Origin of the sequence: Streptomyces sp. NPDC012794, from assembly GCF_042901085.1 — a bacterium.
In the GTDB taxonomy this organism is placed as follows: domain Bacteria; phylum Actinomycetota; class Actinomycetes; order Streptomycetales; family Streptomycetaceae; genus Streptomyces.
Window position 1 is genome coordinate 489,711 of the sequence record NZ_JBIBCI010000002.1, and the last position, 20,026, is coordinate 509,736.

The 20,026-nt window shown below is 71.5% G+C and carries 19 protein-coding genes and 1 tRNA gene; 12 read left to right on the forward strand and 8 right to left on the reverse strand.

Annotation, left to right across the window (positions count from 1 at the left end; translation table 11 throughout):
• The first annotated feature begins 57 nt into the window (after window positions 1-57).
• The 4 genes from ACFY7H_RS05480 to ACFY7H_RS05495 all read left to right on the forward strand — a co-directional run bounded on the left by ACFY7H_RS05480 (window position 58) and on the right by ACFY7H_RS05495 (window position 4,523).
• Window positions 58-1,338, forward strand: coding sequence for an aspartate kinase (locus tag ACFY7H_RS05480; RefSeq protein WP_007264986.1), 1,281 nt, complete (start codon window positions 58-60; stop codon window positions 1,336-1,338).
• A complete protein-coding gene (locus ACFY7H_RS05485; protein ID WP_388933410.1) occupies window positions 1,335-2,405 on the forward strand; it encodes an aspartate-semialdehyde dehydrogenase in 1,071 nt (356 codons plus the stop codon). Before ACFY7H_RS05480 ends, ACFY7H_RS05485 begins: the two co-directional genes overlap by 4 nt.
• 265 nt (window positions 2,406-2,670) lie before the next feature.
• Window positions 2,671-3,390 carry a SigE family RNA polymerase sigma factor gene (locus ACFY7H_RS05490; RefSeq protein WP_388933413.1) on the forward strand — a complete coding sequence of 240 codons (720 nt, stop codon included), beginning with the start codon at window positions 2,671-2,673 and terminating at the stop codon, window positions 3,388-3,390.
• A complete protein-coding gene (locus ACFY7H_RS05495; protein WP_388933415.1) occupies window positions 3,387-4,523 on the forward strand; it encodes a hypothetical protein in 1,137 nt (378 codons plus the stop codon). The genes ACFY7H_RS05490 and ACFY7H_RS05495 overlap by 4 nt, the downstream gene beginning before the upstream one ends.
• Here ACFY7H_RS05495 and ACFY7H_RS05500 read toward each other — a convergent pair.
• Entirely contained in the window at window positions 4,501-5,382 is an 882-nt protein-coding gene (locus tag ACFY7H_RS05500) for an SURF1 family protein (RefSeq protein WP_388933417.1), read from the reverse strand. The two genes, ACFY7H_RS05495 and ACFY7H_RS05500, sit on opposite strands and share 23 nt — an antisense overlap.
• Before the next feature lie 43 nt (window positions 5,383-5,425).
• A complete protein-coding gene (locus ACFY7H_RS05505) occupies window positions 5,426-7,261 on the reverse strand; it encodes a prolyl oligopeptidase family serine peptidase (protein WP_388933419.1) in 1,836 nt (611 codons plus the stop codon).
• Between the two features lie 109 nt (window positions 7,262-7,370).
• Here ACFY7H_RS05505 and ACFY7H_RS05510 point away from each other — a divergent pair, with 109 nt between their 5' ends.
• From ACFY7H_RS05510 to ACFY7H_RS05520, 3 genes are all read left to right on the forward strand, one after another.
• On the forward strand, window positions 7,371-7,538 hold the full coding sequence (locus ACFY7H_RS05510; RefSeq protein ID WP_388933421.1) for a hypothetical protein: 168 nt from the start codon (window positions 7,371-7,373) through the stop codon (window positions 7,536-7,538).
• 126 nt (window positions 7,539-7,664) lie between these two features.
• Complete coding sequence (gene codA, locus ACFY7H_RS05515) at window positions 7,665-8,966, forward strand: cytosine deaminase (protein WP_388933423.1); 1,302 nt, start codon at window positions 7,665-7,667, stop codon at window positions 8,964-8,966.
• A 10-nt stretch (window positions 8,967-8,976) separates the two neighbouring features.
• Window positions 8,977-9,570 carry an HD domain-containing protein gene (locus ACFY7H_RS05520; protein ID WP_388933426.1) on the forward strand — a complete coding sequence of 198 codons (594 nt, stop codon included), beginning with the start codon at window positions 8,977-8,979 and terminating at the stop codon, window positions 9,568-9,570.
• A 128-nt stretch (window positions 9,571-9,698) separates the two neighbouring features.
• On the opposite strand, the gene ACFY7H_RS05525 is transcribed toward ACFY7H_RS05520, so the two are convergent.
• Window positions 9,699-10,349, reverse strand: coding sequence for a WHG domain-containing protein (locus ACFY7H_RS05525; protein ID WP_388933428.1), 651 nt, complete (start codon window positions 10,347-10,349; stop codon window positions 9,699-9,701).
• Between the two features lie 99 nt (window positions 10,350-10,448).
• Here ACFY7H_RS05525 and ACFY7H_RS05530 point away from each other — a divergent pair, with 99 nt between their 5' ends.
• The 3 genes from ACFY7H_RS05530 to ACFY7H_RS05540 all read left to right on the forward strand — a co-directional run bounded on the left by ACFY7H_RS05530 (window position 10,449) and on the right by ACFY7H_RS05540 (window position 12,317).
• Window positions 10,449-11,261 (forward strand): alpha/beta fold hydrolase, encoded by an 813-nt coding sequence (locus ACFY7H_RS05530; protein WP_388933430.1) that lies wholly within the window; start codon window positions 10,449-10,451, stop codon window positions 11,259-11,261.
• Between the two features lie 353 nt (window positions 11,262-11,614).
• Window positions 11,615-12,079, forward strand: a complete 465-nt coding sequence (locus ACFY7H_RS05535; RefSeq protein WP_388933433.1) for a hypothetical protein — start codon at window positions 11,615-11,617, stop codon at window positions 12,077-12,079.
• Between the two features lie 7 nt (window positions 12,080-12,086).
• Window positions 12,087-12,317 carry a hypothetical protein gene (locus ACFY7H_RS05540; RefSeq protein WP_388933435.1) on the forward strand — a complete coding sequence of 77 codons (231 nt, stop codon included), beginning with the start codon at window positions 12,087-12,089 and terminating at the stop codon, window positions 12,315-12,317.
• A 507-nt stretch (window positions 12,318-12,824) separates the two neighbouring features.
• On the opposite strand, the gene ACFY7H_RS05545 is transcribed toward ACFY7H_RS05540, so the two are convergent.
• A tRNA-Pro gene (locus ACFY7H_RS05545) sits at window positions 12,825-12,898 on the reverse strand.
• A gap of 100 nt (window positions 12,899-12,998) precedes the next feature.
• Window positions 12,999-13,937, reverse strand: a complete 939-nt coding sequence (locus ACFY7H_RS05550) for a metallophosphoesterase (protein WP_388933438.1) — start codon at window positions 13,935-13,937, stop codon at window positions 12,999-13,001.
• Window positions 13,938-14,005: 68 nt separating this feature from the next.
• Here ACFY7H_RS05550 and ACFY7H_RS05555 point away from each other — a divergent pair, with 68 nt between their 5' ends.
• Window positions 14,006-14,467 carry a GatB/YqeY domain-containing protein gene (locus tag ACFY7H_RS05555; protein ID WP_388933441.1) on the forward strand — a complete coding sequence of 154 codons (462 nt, stop codon included), beginning with the start codon at window positions 14,006-14,008 and terminating at the stop codon, window positions 14,465-14,467.
• Between the two features lie 90 nt (window positions 14,468-14,557).
• On the opposite strand, the gene ACFY7H_RS05560 is transcribed toward ACFY7H_RS05555, so the two are convergent.
• Window positions 14,558-16,915 carry a transglycosylase domain-containing protein gene (locus ACFY7H_RS05560; RefSeq protein ID WP_388933443.1) on the reverse strand — a complete coding sequence of 786 codons (2,358 nt, stop codon included), beginning with the start codon at window positions 16,913-16,915 and terminating at the stop codon, window positions 14,558-14,560.
• A gap of 396 nt (window positions 16,916-17,311) precedes the next feature.
• Between ACFY7H_RS05560 and ACFY7H_RS05565 the strand changes: the two genes are divergently transcribed.
• Window positions 17,312-17,662, forward strand: a complete 351-nt coding sequence (locus ACFY7H_RS05565; RefSeq protein WP_361602800.1) for a WhiB family transcriptional regulator — start codon at window positions 17,312-17,314, stop codon at window positions 17,660-17,662.
• 38 nt (window positions 17,663-17,700) lie between these two features.
• Here the strand turns inward: ACFY7H_RS05565 and ACFY7H_RS05570 are convergent, their stop codons facing one another.
• Both ACFY7H_RS05570 and ACFY7H_RS05575 read right to left on the reverse strand, forming a co-directional pair.
• Entirely contained in the window at window positions 17,701-19,011 is a 1,311-nt protein-coding gene (locus tag ACFY7H_RS05570) for an ArsA family ATPase (RefSeq protein WP_388933446.1), read from the reverse strand.
• Window positions 19,008-19,994 (reverse strand): ArsA-related P-loop ATPase, encoded by a 987-nt coding sequence (locus ACFY7H_RS05575; RefSeq protein WP_388933447.1) that lies wholly within the window; start codon window positions 19,992-19,994, stop codon window positions 19,008-19,010. The genes ACFY7H_RS05570 and ACFY7H_RS05575 overlap by 4 nt, the downstream gene beginning before the upstream one ends.
• Window positions 19,995-20,026 lie beyond the last annotated feature (32 nt).

A 20,026-nucleotide genomic window follows, 5' to 3' on the forward strand; every position in this document is an offset into this window, starting at 1 on the left:
TCCCGGCCGCTCGTTAGACTGCACCAGCAAATGAGACGGACCGAGCGAGGAGCGCACGTGGGCCTTGTCGTGCAGAAGTACGGAGGCTCCTCCGTAGCCGATGCCGAAGGCATCAAGCGCGTCGCCAAGCGGATCGTGGATGCCAAGAAGAACGGCCACCAGGTGGTCGTCGTGGTTTCCGCGATGGGCGACACGACGGACGAGCTGATCGATCTCGCCGAGCAGGTATCCCCGATGCCTGCCGGGCGTGAATTCGACATGCTGCTGACCGCCGGAGAGCGGATCTCCATGGCCCTGCTGGCGATGGCGATCAAAAACCTGGGCCACGAGGCCCAGTCGTTCACCGGCAGCCAGGCAGGCGTGATCACCGACTCGGTCCACAACAAAGCGCGCATCATCGATGTGACGCCGGGCCGTATCCGCACCGCGCTGGACGAGGGCAACATCGCCATCGTCGCCGGCTTCCAGGGCGTCTCCGCGGACTCCAAGGACATCACCACCCTCGGCCGGGGCGGTTCGGACACCACCGCCGTCGCGCTCGCCGCGGCGCTGGACGCCGAGGTCTGCGAGATCTACACCGATGTCGACGGCGTCTTCACCGCGGACCCCCGCGTCGTGAAGAAGGCCCGGAAGATCGACTGGATCTCCTCCGAGGACATGCTGGAGCTCGCGGCCTCCGGCTCCAAGGTGCTCCTGCACCGCTGCGTCGAGTACGCGCGCCGCTACAACATTCCGATCCACGTCCGTTCGTCCTTCTCCGGACTGCCGGGTACCTGGGTCAGCAACGAGAAGCCCGAGTCGCAAGGGGACGAGCAGGTGGAGCACGCCATCATCTCCGGAGTCGCCCATGACGTCTCCGAAGCCAAGATCACCGTCGTCGGCGTTCCGGACAAGCCGGGCGAGGCAGCGGCGATCTTCCGCGCCATCGCGGACGCCGAGATCAACATCGACATGATCGTCCAGAACGTGTCGGCGGCCTCCACGGGCCTCACGGACATCTCCTTCACCCTCCCCAAGACCGAGGGCCACAAGGCCATCGACGCCCTGGAGAAGGCGAAGGCGCAGATCGGCTTCGACTCCCTGCGCTACGACGACCAGATCGGCAAGATCTCCCTGGTCGGCGCGGGCATGAAGACCAACCCGGGCGTCACCGCCTCCTTCTTCCAGGCGCTGTCCGACGCGGGCGTCAACATCGAGCTGATCTCCACCTCCGAGATCCGCATCTCGGTCGTCACCCGCCAGGACGACGTCAACGCGGCCGTGATCGCCGTCCACACGGCCTTCGGCCTCGACTCCGACAGCGACGAGGCCGTCGTCTACGGAGGCACCGGACGATGAGCCCGCACCGGTCGGCCCCGGCGCTCGCCGTGGTCGGGGCGACCGGAGCGGTCGGATCGATCCTGCTCCAGATCCTGTCCCAGCGGGCGGACGTCTGGGGTGACATACGCCTGATCGCCTCCCCGCGCTCGGCCGGCCGGGTGCTGGCCGTCCGCGGCGAGGAGAACGAGGTGATCGCCCTCACCGAGGACGCCTTCGAGGGCCTCGGCGCCGGCGATGTCGTGCTGTTCCTGGCACCGGCGGAGGTGTCGGCGCGCTGGGCCCCCGTGGCCACCGCGCGCGGTGCCGTCGTCGTGGACCAGTCCGCGGCCTTCCGGGAGGACCCCGGGGTGCCCCTGGTGGTGCCCGAGGTGAACGCCCACGCCGTACGGAACCGGCCGCGCGGGATCGTCGCGGGCCCGGACTGCGTGACGGCCGCGATGATCGCCGCCGTGGGCGCACTGCACGCCGAGTACGGGCTGGCCGAGCTGGTCGTCTCCTCGTACCAGGCCGCGAGCCGGGCGGGGCGGGCCGGTGCGGAGGCGCTGCGCAGGCAGCTGACCCAGGTGGCCGGGAGCCCCCTCGGGGAACTGCCCGGGGACGTACGCCGTGCCGTGGGCGAGGACACCGGGCCGTTCGCGGCACCGCTCGCGCTGAACGTGGTGCCGTGGTCCGGCGAACTGCGGGCGGACGGCTGGTCCTCGCACGAGCTGGCCGTACGGGCGGAGACCCGGCGCATCCTCGGTCTGGAATCGCTGCCGGTCGCGGTGACCTGCGTACAGGTCCCCGTGGTGACCGGGCACTCCCTGACGGTGCGGGCGCGCTTCGAGCGGGAGGTGGCCGCGGTGCGCGCCCGGGAAGTCCTGGAGGCCGCGCCGGGTGTGGTGCTCGTCGACGATCCGGCGGCGGGGGAGTTCCCGACGCCGGCCGACGCGGCCGGTACCGATCCGGCCTGGGTGGGGCGGCTGAGGAGCTCGCTCGACGATCCGAGGGCCCTGGAGTTCTTCGTATGCGCGGACAATCTGCGCAAGGGCGCGGCATTGAATGCGACTCAGATCTCGGAACTGATCGCGGGTGAATCCGCGTAATTCGCTTTGTAGGATCGGTGGCGATCCCTTGATCAAGGTGATGGTCCGACTGCCGCCTGGATGAATGGGGCAATCGGGAAGAGCGGGTACGCATGAAGGCAATCGGGAAATTGCTGAAGACTCTGCCTCGCGCGTACAACCCTGACGGGGGGACGCGTGTCCAACGGGCGTGGCAGAGGCACTGTTGGACGCGGCCGTCCTACCGGCGCGCAGCGGGATCGTTCCCTCGCGGCGGCGCCCAGGCGCGCCCGGCGGCGGTTTCCCTGTGATCGTGCCCGTCCCGCCGGCCAGCGTGCCACACGTCGCACCACCGACCCGGGGCGGCCGCGTGCCCTCGCCCCGCGATAGCGCCGACACCCCCACGAGTCCGCAGACGCCCGGTGCCCTCCCCCCGGAAGCCCTGATACCCGCCGACACCGCAGCCGTCGGCGCGCCCGGTGCCGGAGCCGACGCCGGCACCGTCGGCGACGCCGAACGGCCGCTCGTGGCCGGTACCACCGTCGACCACCTCACCGAGACCTACCAGGCCCACTACCGCTCCCTCCTGGGCCTGGCCGCGCTCCTCCTCGACGACACCGCCTCCTGCGAGGACGTGGTCCAGGAGGCCTTCATCCGTGTCCACTCGGCCCGCAAGCGGGTGCGGGACCGCGACAAGACCCTGGCCTATCTCCGCCAGACGGTCGTGAACCTCTCGCGCTCCGCGCTGCGCCGCCGCATCCTCGGGCTCAAGCTCCTGTCGAAGCCGATGCCGGACATGGCCAGCGCGGAGGAGGGGGCGTACGACCAGCTGGAGCGCGACGACCTGATCAGGGCGATGCGCGGACTCCAGCGCCGTCAGCGCGAGGTGCTCGTCCTGCGCTACTTCGCGGACATGACGGAGGTCCAGGTCGCCGAGACGCTCGGGATATCGCTCGGCTCGGTCAAGGCGTACGGATCGCGGGGCATTGCCGCGCTGAGGGTGGCGATGGAGGCCGCGCAGTCATGAGGGACGACCACAGGAACCCGCCCGGCCCCGCCGGGACGGCCACGGCCGACGAGCAGGCGCTGCGCGGCCTGCTGGCCGGGGCCGTTTGTGGACTGGAGCCTTCCGAGGGGGCTCTGGAGCGGCTGCGGCACGCGGTGCCCGCCCGCCGGGCCCGCAAACGTCAGGCCCTCCTCGCGACCGCCGCGGCGGCGCTGCTCGCCGGCACCGCGGTCCCGGCCGCGCTGCACCTGGGCTCCGACGAGGGGACGGCGGCCGGGCACTCGGCCATGGCCGGGCACGGGGAGTCGCAGGGCGGCAAGCCGGGTGACCTCTCCGGCCCCCGCCAGAACGACTCCGAGGACGTGGCCGGGCCCCGGCCGGTGGCGTCCGCGGGCAAGGGCCGGGACGCCGGCGCCGGGCGCCCGTCCCCGCAGGCGAGCGGATCCCCTTCGGGCGGCGCGGTGGCTGGTCCCTCCAGCACCGGAGCGGGCGCCCCCACCGGCGGCGCCGGCCACGGCCCGCTGCCGCCGCTGGGGGCCGTGCCCGCAGCGCCGGAGTGCACGGCCGACCAGCTGGGCGTGTCGGGCAGCGCCCGGCCCCCCGGGACCGACGGCAAGGTCTACGGCAGCTTCAAGGTCACCAACGTCTCCGCCCGGGGGTGCACGGTCTTCGGCCCGGACACCGTGACGGCCGCCTCGGTGGCCCCCGCTGGCCCGCCGCCCGCGCAGCCGGCCGCGCCGCCGGTGACGGTGACCGGCCACACGGCGGGGGACCCGGCGAGCGCGCTGCTGCCCGACCCGTCCGCCGAGGCACCGGTCGTGCTGCTCCAGCCGAACAGCGCCTACGAGGTGCGGTTCGCCTGGGTGCCTTCCGCCCGGTCCTGCCCGGCGGCCACGCCCAGCGCGTCGCTCAAGCCCCAGCCGCAGCCCGCCACCAGCGAGCGGGGCGGTACGGCGGACGGTACGGCCGGCGCCGGCGAGACGGCGGGCGCGGACGCGGTGCCGGCCAAGGACCCGCAGAGCGGCTCCGAGGGCACCGGGGTGGAGGTCTCCCACACCCCGGGCGCGGGCGCCCCCGTCACCCAGACCACCATCCCGGAGGCCTGCGGCGGCACGGTCTACCGCACGGGTCTCATTCCGCCGGGCGCGCCGTAGCCGGCGCCGGTGCGGGCTCAGTGAGCGGTTCCGTGGCCGCCTCCGTGGCCGGGCCGGTGCCGGGGGTCGCGTCCGTGGCCGCCCGCGCCGCCGGGGCCGGGCCGCCGGCGGGCAGAAGCCCCGCCTCCGCGTCACGCAGGGTCTCCACCTCGCGCCGGTAGAGCCGGAACCACATGAAGAGCACGAAGACGACGAAGACGAACCACTCGCCGGTGTAGCCGAGGTTCTGGAAGGCCTTCAGGTCCAGCCCGGTGTTGGCCGGTGCCTTCGCCGGCACCGGGGTCATCCCGTCCACCGGCGTCTGCACCGTCAGCCAGGCGTCGTACAGCGGATCGTGCACCAGGTTGACCAGGGTGGCCGCACTGATCACCCCGAGCTGGCCCGGCGGCAGCCCGCCCTGCGCGTGCACGCCCTTGGTGCCCGAGTTCTCCGAGGCCTGCAGGGCCCCCGTCACCTCGACCCGCCCGGCCGGCGGGGCCGGTGCCTTGGCCGGGTCCGCCGTCCCCGGCAGCCAGCCCCGGACCACGGGGATCGTCTTCCCGGAGTCGGCGCGCAGCAGGGTCAGGACGTAGAAGCCGGGCTTCCCGCCGAGTTCCCGTTCGGGGACCAGGAGCTGCTGTCCGTACTCCCCGGCCGTGGAAGCGAGCTGTCCGGAGGTCCTCGTGTCCACCGGGAGCAGCGAGTCCAGCGGGGCGGCCGCGCGGGCGGCGGGACGCTCGGCCGCCGCCTCCTTGTGGCTGCCGACGCGGTCCTCGAACCGGCCGAGCTGCCAGGTCCCCATGAACAGGCAGAAGGGGATGGCGAGCGCGACGAAGATGTTGATCCCCCACCAGCGCGGGGTCAGGAGAAACCGGTGCACCCCACCAACGGTACGGGGGGTGCGCCGGCGCTCCGGTGCCGGGTCAGCGCGGCAGGCCCTGCGGCAGGTGCTTGAGCGCGAATTCGAGGTCCATCCGGACCTGCTTGATGCGCTCCTCCACCACCAGCGAACCGTGCCCCGCGTCGTACCGGTACACCTCGTGCACCGCGCCGCGCGCCGCGAGCCGGTCCACGTAGTTCTCGATCTGCCGGATCGGGCAGCGCGGGTCGTTCACGCCCGCCGCGATGTGCACGGGCGCCTTCACCGCGTCCACGTAGGTCAGCGGCGAGGACGCCTCGAAGCGCTCCGGGACCTCCTCCGGGGTGCCCCCGAAGAGGGTGCGGTCCAGGGCCTTCAGGGCCTCCATCTCGTCGTGGTAGGCCGTCACGTAGTCCGCCACCGGTACGGCGGCCAGCCCGACCGCCCAGTCGTCGGGCCGCATGCCGATGCCCAGCAGCGTCAGGTAGCCGCCCCAGGAACCGCCGGACAGCACCAACCGCGCCGGATCCGAGAAGCCGGAGGTCACGGCCCACTCGCGGACCGCCGTGATGTCCTCCAGCTCGATCAGGCCGACCCGGTGCTTGAGGGCGTCGGTCCACTCACGGCCGTAGCCCGTCGAGCCCCGGTAGTTGACCCGCACCACCGCGAAACCGTGGTCCAGCCAGGCCGCCGGGGTGGCGGCGAAGGCGTCGGAGTCGTGCCAGGTGGGACCCCCGTGGATCTCGAAGATCGTCGGGAAGGGCCCGTCACCGTGGCCCACGGGCCGCTGGGCGAGTGCGTGGATCCGCCCGCCGGGTCCCTCCACCCACACGTCCTCCACCGGTACCGAGCCCGGCGGCCGCATGCCCGGAGGGTCCAGGACGACGCCGCCGGCCGTGGACCGTACGGCGGCCGGTTCGGCCGCCGAGGACCACTGGTACTCCACCGTCCCGTCCGGGCGGGCCGTCGCGCCGGACACCGTCCCCGGCGGAGTGTCCACCCGTACGAGTTCCCGCGCGGCCAGGTCGTAGCGCCACAGCTCGCTGCGGGCCTCGAAGCCGTGCGCGATGAGCAGCGCGGTCCCGTCCGGGTACCACTCGGCGCTCACGTCGCCCGGCAGGTCGATGGCCAGGTCCTCCTCGGTCCCCGTGGCCACGTCCCACACCATCGGCTCCCAGCGGCCGCGCCGCTGGTGCCCGACCAGGAGCCGGGTGTCCCCCGCGACCGGTGCGAAGCCGAGCACCTCGAGGCCCAGTTCCTCGGTGCCGCCCCGGGAATCGTCCAGTTCCGCGACGGTGGCGCCGTCGAGGGTGACCACGCGCAGGGCCGAGTGCATGGCGTCGCCGTGCTCGGTGTGCTCGATCGCGAGCAGGGTTCCGTCGCGGGAGAGGTCGCCCACGCCGGCCGATTCGCGGTGCCGGTAGATCACCTGCGGGGTCCCGCCGCCCGGGCGTACGACGTGGATCGTGGTGCCGTCCTCGTCGGTGGACCGCCCCACGACCGCCGTGCCGTCACGGCCGATGGCGAGACCGGCCGGGTAGGAGGGCTCCAACCCGGGCGCGGCGGGCTCGTCGGGTCCGCCCGCGAAGGGCTGGCGGACCCAGGTGCCGAACTCGTCGCCGTCGGTGTCCGAGAACCACCAGATCCACTCCCCGTCGGGGGAGAGAGCGCCGTCGGTGGTGCCGTTGGGGCGGTCGGTGGCCTGCCGCTGCGTACCGGTGGCCCGGTCCCAGGCGTAGAGCTCGTAGGTTCCGGTGGCGTTCGAGACGAAGAGTGAGCGGTCCGGGGCGTCCTCGGCCCAGTCGGGCAGTCCCACGCGCGGCGCCCGGAAGCGCTTCTCCCAGTCGGGCATCCCGGAACTGGAGTCGGTGCCGGGGGTCAGGTCGCTGTCGCTGGTCATGCGCTCCATTCTCACGGGTCCTATCGCACCGGGCGGCCGGGATGCCGAGTGCGCCGAACGGGCGCATGGTGGTGTGCGTACGACGAGCGTTTCCGAGAGGGTGTTGATCATGGCCAAGAAGGCCCGTACCGGGCACCACGGCCACCAGGATTCCGAACGCGCGCTGGCGAAGAACACGGCGGCCGAGGCACGTGCCAAGGCGGCGGGCAGGGAAGCCCAGTCGCTCTCGGCGAAGACGCGCGGCATGCAGCAGAAGGCACAGGCCAAGCGAGGCTGAGCAGCGGCACGGGCACCGGTCGGCCCGGCGCGTTCCACGTGAAACATGGGGGTGTCGTTCCACGTGAAACGTCCGGGCGGGTGCGTTCCACGTGAAACACCGGGCGGCGTGCGTACGCTGGACCGCATGCGGATGATCGTCCGAGGAGCCCGGCTGCTGCACGAGCACGGCCTGTCCGACGTCGAGGTCGCCGAGGACGGCCGGATCGCCCGGGTGATCCCGCACGACGACCAGAAGGAGCCGCCGGCCACCGGCGTGCTCATCGAGGCCCACGGCGGACTGCTCACCGCCCCCTTCGCCGAGCCCCACATCCACCTGGACACCGCCCTGACCGCCGGTCAGCCCCGCCCGAACGCCTCCGGCACCCTCTGGGAGGGCATCGCCTGCTGGAGCGAGCGTAAGCGGACCCTGACCCGCGAGGACGTGATCGCACGGGCCACCGAGGTGCTGCGCTGGCAGGCGGCCAACGGCGTGCTGCACGTCCGTACGCACTGCGACGTCACCGACCCGTCCCTCACCGCGCTCGACGCGCTGCTGGAGGTCCGCGACCGGGTGCGGGACATCATGACCCTGCAGATCGTCGCCTTCCCGCAGGAGGGCATCGTCTCCTTTCCCGGCGGCGAGGCGCTGCTGCGCGAGGCCGTCGCGCGCGGGGCGGACGTCGTCGGCGCGATCCCGCACTTCGAGGACACCCGCGAGGACGGTGTCGCCTCGCTGCGGACCGCCTTCGCGGTGGCCGAGGAACACGGCCTGCGCGTGGACGCCCACTGCGACGAGATCGACGACGAGCAGTCCCGCTTCGTGGAGGTGCTGGCGACCCTGGCCCTGCGCTCGGGCCTGCGCGAGCGCGCCACCGCCTCCCACACCACGGCCATGGGCTCCTACAACGGCGCCTACAGCTTCAAACTCCAGCGCCTGCTGGCCCGTTCCGGTATCAACCTGGTCGCCAACCCCTTCGCGAACCTCAACCTCCAGGGCCGCTTCGACGCCTACCCCAAGCGGCGCGGACTCACCCAGGTCAAGGAGATGCTGGCCGCCGGGGTCAACGTGGCCTTCGGCCACGACGACGTGATGGACCCCTGGAACGCGCTCGGCACCGCCAATCCGCTCCAGACCGCCCTCGTCGGCCTCTACGCCGCCCAGCTCACCGGCGCCGACGACATCCCGCTGGCCTTCTCGATGGTGACGGACCGTGCGGCCCGCGTCCTCGGTCTGTCCGCCTCCGAGTACGGCATCGTGGCGGGCGCCCCCGCCTCCTTCGTCCTCCTCCCGGCGCCGGGCCCCGAGGAGGCGATCCGCCGGCAGGTCCGGCCCCGGTACGTGGTCTCGCGCGGCAGTGTCCTCGCCGAGACCCCGCCCGCACCGGCCCGGCTGTGGTGGCCGGGGGAGACGGGCCCGTCGCAGGTGGACTTCAGCCCCCGCGTCTAAGGTGCGGTCCATGACGTGGACCCTTCACAACCTTGACTCGGACACGGCCCGTTCGGCCTTCGAGGTCGCCTCGGAGTACGCCGACCCCGCCCTCCTCAACCACTCCGTGCGCTCCTACGCCTTCGGCGCGGAGTACGCGCGCGTGCACGGCCTCACGTACGACGCCGAGCTGCTCTATGTCAGCGCCCTGCTCCACGACCTGGGCCTGACCGCGCCCTTCGACAGCCACACCCTGCCCTTCGAGGAGGCGGGCGGACACGTGGCCCGGCTCTTCACGGCGGGCCTGGGCTGGCCCCCGGCCCGCCGCGCCCGCGCGGAAGAAGTCATCGTGCTGCACATGCGGGACGACGTCACCGCCGCCCAGGACGTGGAGAGCCACCTCCTCCAGGTGGGCACCAGTGCGGACGTGTCGGGCCTGCGCGTGCCCGACTTCGACCCGTCCTTCGTGACGGGCCTCCTGGAGCACTACCCCCGCCTCGGCTTCGGCCCGTCCTTCCTGGCCCTGGTCGAGGAGCAGGCGAGCCGCAAGCCCACCTGCGCGGCGGCGGCCTACGTCGTGGCCGGCGCGGCCAAGCGCATAGCCGCCAACCCCCTGGACGCGTGACGCCCGCGCGGCTGCCGCGCTGAGGGGTGTGTGAACCCCACCCGCCCCTCGGCGCAGTACCTCCGACCCACGCCGTGGCGTCACCACGGGCCACCCACGCGGCGAGCTGCCCGCCCCGCACGCCCCCTCTAGAGCCCCCGCTCGATCATGGTGATCACGTCCTGGCCGGCGTCGTGCGCCTGCTCCGGGGTGATGCCGCGGAGGGGGCCGTCGATGATCAGGGAGGCCAGGCCGTGGACCGCCGACCAGGCGAGGAACTCCGCGCCCGGGCGGCGGGAGTCCGGCAGGACGCCGGTCTCCACGAGGGCGTCCAGCGAGGCGCTGAGCAGCTCGAACGGCGTGAGCCCGCCCGCCCCGGCGGCCGTGGCGTCGGCGGCGTACGTCATGTCGTCCGGGACGTGGAAGGCCGTCCGGAACCAGCCCGGCTCGGTCACGGCGAAGCGGATGTAGCCCGTCCCCACCGCCCGGAAGCGGGCCCGAGCCCGTTCGGCGGGGGTCGGGGCAGCGGGCAGGGCCTCGATCTCCGCCTCCATGGCCAGGGCCACGCGGGCCATCGCGGCCTGCGAGACCCCGTGCACCAGGGCGCCCCGGTCGGCGAAATGACGGTAGGCGGCGTTCGGCGACACCCCCGCGCGCCGGGTGGCCTCGCGGAGCGAGACGGAGTCCGGTCCGCCCTCGCGCGCCAGCTCCAGGGCCGCTTCGAGCAGCGCGTTGCGCAGGTTCCCGTGGCGGTACGTGCTGCGCTTGGGCGGCGGAGGCGGTTCGGTTTCCGCAGGCATGGGGTTGGATTCCTCACTGGATGTGGACGGCGTCAACTTACAGGTATAGCCTACGGGGGAGATGTGGACGCCGTCCACATGATGTCAGGGGGTCAGACCGTGCAGAAGGCCATTTCCCGCGACGGGACCGTCATCGCCTACGACCGCACCGGCGAGGGTCCCGCCCTCGTCCTCGTGGGCGGCGCCTACCAGGTGCGGGAGGACCCGAGGTGGGCCACGCTCGCGGGCCTCCTCGGCGACCGGTTCACCGTGGTGACGTACGACCGGCGAGGCCGTGGCGACAGCGGCGACACCTCCCCCTACGCGGTGGAGCGCGAGATCGAGGACCTGGCGGCCGTCATCGCCGAACTCGACGGCCCCGTACGCGTGATGGGCATGTCCTCGGGCGCCGTCCTGGCCCTGGAGGCCGCCGCGCACGGCGTCCCGATGAAGGAACTGGCTCTGTACGAACCCCCGTTCGTCATCGACGACAGCCGTCCGCCCGTCCCCGTCGACTACGTCGACCAGCTGGACGCGGCCATCGCCGAGGGCCGGCGCGACGACGCCGTCACCCTCATGCTGACCACCGCCGTGGGCGTCCCGGCCGAGTTCGTCGGGCAGATGCGCGCGAGCGGCATCTGGAGCCACTTCGCGGCGCTGGCCCACACCCTCCCGTACGACGCCCGCGTCATGGGCGACACCATGTCCGGCCGCCCCCTGCCGGCGGACCGCTGGGCGGCTGTACGGATCCCCGTACTGGCCATCGGCGGCGGCGCGAGCGACCCCTGGCTCCAGTCGGGTGCCCGCGCCCTGGCGGCCCTGCTGCCGGCCGGCTCGCACCGCACCCTGGACGGCCAGACCCACGACGTGGACCCGTCCGCCCTGGCCCCAGCCCTGGCCCAGTTCTACGCCCCCACCGGCCCCACGGCCTGACACCTGCGGCAACCCGACCCACGGCCGGCAGCGGCCCGATAGCCGCTGCCGGAACTGGCGCGAACACCAGACAGGGGCCTGATCAGCCGAGCGCATCAGGCCCCTGACCTAGCACGACGCCCGGACGGGAGGGCCCGTCGATGGCCTCGCTCAGCGAGCCCCAGACCAGATCGCTCAGCCGCCCGCTCCTCCCCCAGCAGCTGTAGCGAGTGGTGCTTCCGTCGGTGGCACAACCGGTCCTCCGGGCTGCCTTGATCACTCTTCGGAGTGGATGTGTGCCTGCTGGAGAGTCCACCAGCCATCTGGAGGAGTTCCGCCCTCTGCAAGGACAATCCGTCGGAAGGGCACCAGACATGGTCGGCCATCTCGCAGTCCGCGTCACCACAGCCATCGCCGCAGCCGCCGCACTCGCGTTCTTAACCCCGTTGCAGGCACACGCCGGTGCCATCGGCTCCACCCCCGTGGCCACCTTCGACTACCAGGTCGGAGGCGTCACCATGAAGGTCCCCACAGGGTGCATGTTCACGCACATCATCCGCGGCGAGGGCAAGAAGATCACGTACCAGAACGCCGGGGTCGACTGTGGGTTCGTCGGAGCCCTCAATGCCGGCTTCTGCAACTGGCGCATCGACTTCACGTACGCCGACACCGACAGCAAGACGTACAAGACCTCTCGCGGCAAAACCCACACGGAATGCAAGATCAACCCCATGCGGGACAACGCGCCCCAGACGCTCCCTCGCTACGGTAAGGCCTGCGCCCACCTCAACGTCAATGGCGTCCGCCGGGTCAGCCAGTGCCACCACATCACGAAGTGAGCAGCACATGACCACCCAGTCCACCCCCGAAGGCCCCGAGCAGGATGCCAGGCGCCGCCGCGCCGGCATCGTCGCGTTCGTGGTCGGAACCGTCGTGTCCCTCGCCTTTTTCGCGTTCTTCCCCGGTCTCCCCCACGTCATCGACTGGGGCGCGATTCTCGTGTCCCTGTCCGTCGGGGCGCTCGCGCGTTGGGCATACCGAGCATGGGCCAGGAAGAGTCGACTGCCTTCGAGGTGATCGGCAACAGCCCGCGCCGTACCGCGGCGCCCGCAGTGGGACGTGGCTCAGTCGTCGAGCAAGCGCCGGAGCTCGTCCAAGGCAAGGCGCGCCTCCTGGGCGGGCGGCAGGGCCTGAGCTGAATTGGACGCCTTCGGTCGTCAGGACGCCAGCGGGTGAGTCCGTGCGGGTGGGGTCGGTCCAGCGGAAGCCGGGGCTGACGTGGCCCGCAGCGTTGAGGACCCGCCAGGCGTTGGGGTACTGGCGGCAGGTTGCCAAGTGACGCCGACCGGGACGGCGTGGCTGCTGATCACGGCTGCTACGTGGCCGCTCTCGCGTCGGCCGCCCCGAGCCTACGTGCGGGACGCTCCCCGGGTCAGTTCGCTGCGGTAGATCGCGGAAGGGTCCGGGAGCCGTCGGGGAGCCGATTCCGTAATGGCTTTTCGACGGCTCCCAAGACAGGGGCAAACGCCAAACAGGGGCCTGATCCGATTTCTCGAATCAGGCCCCTGACCTGGTCTTACGAAGTCGGGGTGGCGGGATTTGAACCCACGACCTCTTCGTCCCGAACGAAGCGCGCTGCCAAGCTGCGCTACACCCCGATCGTCGCCCTGAAGTGTTCCTGTCCTGGCGACATCGATTACTTTAGCGGACCCTCGGCCTGAGACGAAATCCGGTTTCGCGCGGGTCCGGCGCGGGTGGTCAGGCCTTCGGGGCCAGGGTCAGGAGAGTCGCCTCCGGGGGGCAGGCGAAGCGGACCGGGGTGAAGCGGTTGGTGCCGCAGCCGGCCGAGACGTGGAGGTAGGCGCGCCGGCCCTGGGTCTCGTATGTGGAGAGGCCCTTCACCCGCTTGGTGTCGAGGTCGCAGTTCGTGACCAGCGCCCCGTAGAAGGGGACGCACAGCTGACCGCCGTGGGTGTGCCCGGCGAGGATCAGGGGGTAGCGGTCGGCCGTGAAGGATTCCAGCACCCGCAGGTACGGGGCGTGCACGACGGCCATCGAGAAGTCCGCGTCCGCCTCCGGCCCGCCCGCGACCCGCTCGTAGCGGTCCCGCTTGATGTGCGGGTCGTCCAGCCCGGTGAAGGCCAGCTCCACCCCGTTGACCTTCATCCGGGCCCGGGTGTTGGTGAGGTCCAGCCAGCCCGCCGCGTCGAAGGCGTCCCGCATCCCCTCCCACGGGTTGTGGACGGCGCCGACGACCGGCTTGTTGCCGTTCAGCCCGTGCCGGCCCTGCGCCTTCTCGATCAGGTAGCGCCCCGGGTTGCGCAGCCGCGGCCCGTAGTAGTCGTTCGACCCGAAGACGTACACGCCGGGGAAGTCCATCAGCGGGCCCAGCGCGTCGAGCAGCTCCGGCACGCCCTCCGTGTCGGAGAGGTTGTCGCCGGTGTTCACGACGAAGTCGGGACGCAGCCCCGCCAGGGACTGCAGCCAGGCACGCTTCTTGCGCTGGCCGGAGACCATGTGGATGTCGGACACCTGCAGCACCCGGAGCGGCCGTGCGCCGGCGGGCAGTACCGGGACCGTGATCCGGCGCAGCCGGAAGGACCGGGCTTCGAAACCGGCGGCATAGGCCACACCCGCGGCCCCCACCGCCGCGATGGAGGCGGTCACCTTCAGGGGGACTCCGTAACGCGCACGCATGCCCCCATCGTCGCAGACCCGGAAAACGGGTGGGCGCCACGGCCCCGGCACCTGGCAGACTCAGGGACATGACCACGCTCAAGGCCAAGCTCCAGGAAGACCTCACCACCGCCATCAAGGCGCGCGACGAACTCGGTTCGTCCACCCTGCGCCTGACCCTCGCCGCCATCACCAAGGAGGAGGTCGCGGGCAAGGAGGCGCGCGTGCTCTCCGACGAGGAAGTCCTCAAGGTGATCGCCAAGGAGGCGAAGAAGCGCCGCGAGGCCGCGGATGCCTTCGCCCAGGGCGGTCGCGCCGAGCAGGCCGCGCGGGAGACGGCGGAGGGCGAGTTCCTGGACGCCTACCTGCCCAAGCAGCTCAGCGATGACGAGCTGACCGCGATCGTGGCGCAGGCCGTCGAGGAGGCCCGGGCGGCGGGTGCCGAGGGGCCGCGGGCCATGGGTGCCGTCATGAAGATCGTGAACCCGAAGGTCGCGGGTCTGGCGGAGGGCGGCCGGGTCGCCGCCGCCGTCAAGAAGCAGCTTTCGTAGGGACCAGCAGGGACCAGCAGGGACCAAGGGGAGGGCCCCGGTCGGTGATCCGACCGGGGCCCTCCCCTTCGTTCTGCCCTGCCCGTGCGCCTACTGGGTCTCGCGGCCGCCGATCAGGCCCGGCTCCACCGGGACGACCGGGTCGGTCGGGGCCTCGGGGGTCTGGGCGCCGCCTCCGGTGAGGGTCCCGCCTCCGGTGGACCCGGTGGTGGTGCCGCCGGTGCGGGTGTCGCCGGGCTTGCCGTCACCGCCGGGCCTGGTGGGCTTGCCGGGCTTGCGGGGGGTGGCCGGCGGGGTCGTGCCGCCCCGGCCGCCGTTGTTGCCGCCGGTGTTGCCACCGGTGCTGGTGCCGGTGCCGCCGCCCCCGACCGAGGGCTCGGGGACACTGACCCCCGCGAAGCTCGGGGCCTCGCGGCCGGACAGCGCGCCCGTGACCGCGTCCTTCCAGATCGGGCCGGGCAGACCACCGCCGAAGACCTTCGGGTAGTACTGGCCGCCGATGGTGATGTCCTCCATCGAGATCTTCTTCGAGCCGCCGGAGCCCACCCACACCGCGCCGGACAGGTTGGGGGTGTAGCCCACGAACCAGGCGTTGTAGCGGTTGTCGGTGGTGCCGGTCTTGCCCGCGTTGTCGCGGTCGGTCAGGCCGGCCCGCTCACCCGTACCGGAGTCGACCACCCCGCGCAGCAGGTGGTTGATGGTGTCGGCGGTGTCCTGGGACATCGCCCGGTCGCACTTGGCCTTCGGCACCGCGAGCGCCTTGCCGTGTGCGTCGGTGATCGACTCCAGGGCGATCGGGGTGCAGTAGACGCCCCGATTGGCGAAGGCCGCGTACGCGTTGGCCATCGTCAGCGGGGACATCTCGGCGGAGCCGAGCGCGATGGACGGTGTCTCGGGCAGCTTCGAACCGTCGGCCGGGACCACTCCGAGCTTCTGCGTCATCTCCATCACCGGGCAGAGCCCGATGTCCGAGATCATCTGCACGAAGTAGGTGTTGATGGACTTCTCCATCGCCGTCTTCAGCGCGTACGGACCGATCTCGTCCCGGGTCTCGTTCTCGGCCGTCTCCCGCTTGCCGCCCACCGGCACGTTCTGCCAGGCCGGGCCGGAGCACCGCGCCACCGGGCTCGGGTACTCCATCTTGTTCGGGGCCGAGTAGACCTTCGTCGGCTCCATGCCCTGCTCTACGGCGGCGGCCGCGATGAACGGCTTGAACGTGGAGCCCACCTGGAAGCCGAAGTTCGAGCCGCCCATCCGCTTGTCCACGGAGTAGTTGATCTGCGTCTCGTTCTTCCCGAAGCCGTACGGCTTGGACTGGCCCATCGCCAGGACCCGGCCGGTGCCCGGCTGGACCATGGTCACGGCCGTGGCGATCGAGTCGTCCTCGTTGACGTGGTCCTTGATCGAGGCGTTGGCGGCTTCCTGGGACTGCGGGTCCAGGGTGGTGCGGACGGTCAGGCCGCCCTGGTTCCAGACCTTTGCCCGCTCCTCGCGGGTCTTGCCGAAGACCGGGTCCGAGAGGAAGGTGGCGCGCACGTAGTCACAGAAGAAGCCGGCGCCCTTGACGGCGGTGATGCAGCCGTTCTTGGGCCGGGTCACCTTCAGCGTGACCGGCTTCGCCTTCGCCTCGTCCGCCTCGGCCTGCGAGATGTCCTTCACGTCGGCCATGCGCTGGAGGACGACGTTGCGGCGCTTCATCGCCTCCTGGCTGTCGTTCACCGGGTCGTACCGGCTCGGCGACTGCACGAGGCCGGCCAGCAGCGCCGACTCCTCCAGCGTCAGGTCCTTGGCCGGCTTGCTGAAGTAGCGCTGGGAGGCGGACTCGATCCCGTACGCCCCCTGCCCGAAGTAGGTGATGTTGAGGTAGTTCTCGAGGATCTTCTTCTTCCCGAGCTCCTCCTCGACCTGGATCGAGTACTTCAGTTCGCGGATCTTGCGGCCGAGGCTCTTCTCCTGCGCCTCGCGCACCTTCGTCTCGTCGTCGCCGGCTTCCTCGACGAAGACGTTCTTCACGTACTGCTGCGTGAGCGTGGAGGCGCCCTGCGCCGCCCCGCCCTCCTGCGCGTTGCGGTTCACCGCGCGCAGGATGCCCTTGAGGTCGACCGCGCCGTGCTCGTAGAAACGAGAGTCCTCGATGGCGACGATCGCCTTCTGCATGTACGGCGACATGGCCGTGAGCGGCACGACCTGACGGTCCCGTGAATAGACGGTGGCGATCAAGCCACCCTCGGCATCCAGAATCGTGGTGCGCTGGCTCAGCGGAGGCGTCTTCAGATTGGCCGGGATCTCATCGAAACCCTCGACCGTGCCCTTGGCGGCGAGGCCCAGCGCACCGGCGCCCGGGATCGCGATACCGGCAAGTACGACTCCGGAGAGAACCGACACACCGAGGAACTTGGCGGCCTGCTGCGGCCCCGTCAGCCCTGCGCCCGAGCGCTTCTTTCCCATAGAGGGCAGCCTACGTTCTCATTCGCCGGACACGCGCGAATGCCTTGGCCTAAGCTGTCCCCAACTGTCACAGCAGCGCGGTGCGACATCAACCCCTCGGCTTGATTTTCACCCTCCCCGAAGGGGTGGACTCATGTCCGAATCCCGCCCTTCCCTCTGACGGCCGCTTACCGGAGCCTCCCCGATTTCACCCGAATCGCCGGAATGGCCGGGCATGTCGCCGGATCACTCCGTCGGGTGATCTGCCGCTTACCCATAGTCCGTTCGGACCATTCAAGATTGGGCCCGTCGGGGGTGTTGCACTGTGTCCACCTTCCGTAACGTCCTCAACTGGCAGCGGTGAATATGCCGCTACCGCCGTGGGGGAGCCTCGATTCGGGAGAGGACGGCACCGGGATGGGCTGGGTTACCGACTGGAGTGCGCAGGCAGCCTGCCGCACTACCGATCCGGATGAACTGTTCGTTCAAGGAGCGGCACAGAACAGGGCCAAGGCGGTGTGTACCGGATGTCCGGTGCGGACCGAGTGCCTGGCCGACGCACTCGACAATCGCGTCGAGTTCGGAGTGTGGGGCGGCATGACCGAGCGGGAACGACGCGCCTTGCTGCGCAGGCGTCCCACCGTCACCTCGTGGCGGCGGCTGCTCGAAACCGCCCGCACGGAGTACGAGCGCAGTACGGGCATCCTCACCGTGGATGTCGACGCGGAGATCGACGTGACGTACGAGACCTACGCGGCAGCCGGGTAACCACCCGGGCACCGCGTCGGCACCCCTCGTACGCACGCCTACGCTCCGGCCGGCACCCCGGCCGAGAGTCGCTCTCCGATGGCCCGCAGCCCGGCGAGGTCGTGCACATCGCCGGGCAGGGCGGCCACTTCGGCCACCGCCACCTCGGGGTGAAGCGAAGTGAAACGGTCGCGTGTGCGCTGCTCACGCGCGATCACCTGCATCCGCTCGGCATGCAGGCGCAGCAGTCCTGCCGTGATCCGGTCCACGTCGTCCACATCGGCCGTGCCCTCCGCGTCAGCGGTCGTCCCGTCCGTGTGAGCCGCGCCGTTCATGCCGGGGGAGCCGTCGTCGGCGGCGTCACGAAGTCCAGCTTTCCCGGACTCCTGATCGACAATGCCGCCCTCTTCAAGATTCTCCGCGGCGGCCAGCGCCCGCTCCGCCGACAGCTGTTCCGCGTCACTCCCGTGCACCCGGTTCAGCACCAGGCCCGCCAGCGGCATCCGCTCCGCGGCGAGCCGCTCCACGAAGTACGCCGCCTCGCGCAGCGCGTCCGGCTCGGGAGCCGCGACCACCAGGAACGCCGTGCCCGGAGCCTGGAGCAGCCGGAACGTCGCGTCCGCGCGCGTCCGGAACCCGCCGAACATGGTGTCCATCGCCGCCACGAAGGTCTGTACGTCCTTCAGCAGCGAGGCGCCCATCAGCTTGCTCAGCGTGCCGGTCATCATCGACATGCCGACGTTGAGGAACTTCATCCCCGCCCGGCCGCCGACCTTCGCCGGAGCCATCAGCACCCGGATGAACTTCCCGTCCAGGAACGACCCCAGGCGCTTGGGCGCGTCGAGGAAGTCCAGCGCGGACCGGCTCGGCGGGGTGTCCACGACGATCAGGTCCCAGTCGTCCCTGGCCCGCAACTGCCCCAGCTTCTCCATCGCCATGTACTCCTGCGTGCCCGCGAAGCCGGCCGACAGGGACTGGTAGAAGGGGTTCGCCAGGATCGCCCGCGCCCGCTCGGCGTCCGCGTGCGACTCGACGATCTCGTCGAAGGTCCGCTTCATGTCCAGCATCATGGCGTGCAGTTCGCCGTCGCCGCCGGTACCGCCCTCTATGCCCGGCACCCGGCGCGGGGTGTTGTCCAGCGAGTCGATCCCCATCGACTGGGCCAGCCTGCGCGCCGGGTCGATGGTCAGCACCACCACCCGCCGCCCGCGCTCGGCCGCCCGTACGCCGAGCGCCGCGGCCGTCGTGGTCTTGCCGACCCCGCCCGCGCCGCAGCACACGATGATCCGGGTCCCCGGGTCGTCCAGCAGCGCGTCGACCGCCAGCCGCTGCGGCGTGTCCAGCCCCATGCTCTCCCCGCCCTCGCTCATTCGGCGCCCACCTGCTTGCGCAGCTCCGCCGCCAGCTCGTACAGCCCGGCCAGTTCCATTCCCGAGCCGAGCAGGGGGAGTTCGTACGTCGGCACGCGCAGCCCCGCCAGCACCGCGCGCTGCTCCCGCTCGAGCTCGACCCGGCTCGCGTGCTCGGTGGCCTGCGTGAGAAGCGGGTCCACCAGCCGCTCGGCCAGCCCGCCCCGTCGCGCACCGCCCAGCCCGGCCCGGGACAGGGCCTTGGCGATCTCCGTGCGGCGGCCGTCCGCCGCCGCGCGCAGGGTGTCCTCGTCGAGGTGGTGCGGGCGCACCATGTTGACGATCACCCGGCCGACCGGCAGGCCCGCCGCCACCAGCTCGTCGATGCCGTCCGCGGTCTCCTGGACGGGCATCTCCTCCAGCAGGGTCACCAGGTGCACCGCCGTGTCGGGGGACTTGAGCACCTTCATGACGGCCAGCGCCTGGTTGTGGATCGGCCCGAACCGGGCCAGCCCCGCCACCTCGTCGTTGACGTTCAGGAACCGGGTGATCCGCCCGGTCGGCGGCGCGTCCATGATCACGTGGTCGTAGACGAACCGTCCCGCCTTGTCCTTGCGCCGGACCGCCTCGCACGCCTTGCCGGTCAGCAGGACGTCCCGCAGACCGGGCGCGATCGTCGTCGCGAAGTCGATCGCGCCGAGCTTCTTCAGGGCGCGGCCTGCCGAGCCCAGCTTGTAGAACATCTGGAGGTAGTCCAGCAGCGCCCGTTCGGCGTCGATGGCGAGCGCGTACACCTCACCCCCGCCCGCGCCGGGCGCGACGGCGATCTTCCGCTCCTCGTAAGGGAGCGCTTCCGTACCGAAAAGCTGTGCGATGCCCTGCCTGCCCTCGACCTCCACGAGAAGAGTCCGCCTGCCCTCGCGCGCGAGGGCCAGCGCGAGTGCCGCGGCGACCGTGGTCTTGCCGGTGCCGCCCTTGCCGCTGACCACCTGGAGCCTGCTCACAGCGTCCGAGCCTAACCACTCCCGCTCAGGCG

Bases quoted from the DNA above. Each gene is read 5' to 3' on its own strand.
- ACFY7H_RS05505 (WP_388933419.1), bottom strand. From the start codon at position 7,261: ATGACCAGCGACAGCGACCTGACCCCCGGCACCGACTCCAGTTCCGGG.
- ACFY7H_RS05510 (WP_388933421.1), top strand. From the start codon at position 7,371: ATGGCCAAGAAGGCCCGTACCGGGCACCACGGCCACCAGGATTCCGAA.
- codA (WP_388933423.1), top strand. From the start codon at position 7,665: ATGCGGATGATCGTCCGAGGAGCCCGGCTGCTGCACGAGCACGGCCTG.
- ACFY7H_RS05495 (WP_388933415.1), top strand. From the start codon at position 3,387: ATGAGGGACGACCACAGGAACCCGCCCGGCCCCGCCGGGACGGCCACG.
- ACFY7H_RS05565 (WP_361602800.1), top strand. From the start codon at position 17,312: ATGGGCTGGGTTACCGACTGGAGTGCGCAGGCAGCCTGCCGCACTACC.
- ACFY7H_RS05525 (WP_388933428.1), bottom strand. From the start codon at position 10,349: ATGCCTGCGGAAACCGAACCGCCTCCGCCGCCCAAGCGCAGCACGTAC.
- ACFY7H_RS05540 (WP_388933435.1), top strand. From the start codon at position 12,087: ATGACCACCCAGTCCACCCCCGAAGGCCCCGAGCAGGATGCCAGGCGC.
- ACFY7H_RS05485 (WP_388933410.1), top strand. From the start codon at position 1,335: ATGAGCCCGCACCGGTCGGCCCCGGCGCTCGCCGTGGTCGGGGCGACC.
- ACFY7H_RS05520 (WP_388933426.1), top strand. From the start codon at position 8,977: ATGACGTGGACCCTTCACAACCTTGACTCGGACACGGCCCGTTCGGCC.
- ACFY7H_RS05535 (WP_388933433.1), top strand. From the start codon at position 11,615: ATGGTCGGCCATCTCGCAGTCCGCGTCACCACAGCCATCGCCGCAGCC.
- ACFY7H_RS05550 (WP_388933438.1), bottom strand. From the start codon at position 13,937: ATGCGTGCGCGTTACGGAGTCCCCCTGAAGGTGACCGCCTCCATCGCG.
- ACFY7H_RS05560 (WP_388933443.1), bottom strand. From the start codon at position 16,915: ATGGGAAAGAAGCGCTCGGGCGCAGGGCTGACGGGGCCGCAGCAGGCC.
- ACFY7H_RS05555 (WP_388933441.1), top strand. From the start codon at position 14,006: ATGACCACGCTCAAGGCCAAGCTCCAGGAAGACCTCACCACCGCCATC.
- ACFY7H_RS05570 (WP_388933446.1), bottom strand. From the start codon at position 19,011: ATGAGCGAGGGCGGGGAGAGCATGGGGCTGGACACGCCGCAGCGGCTG.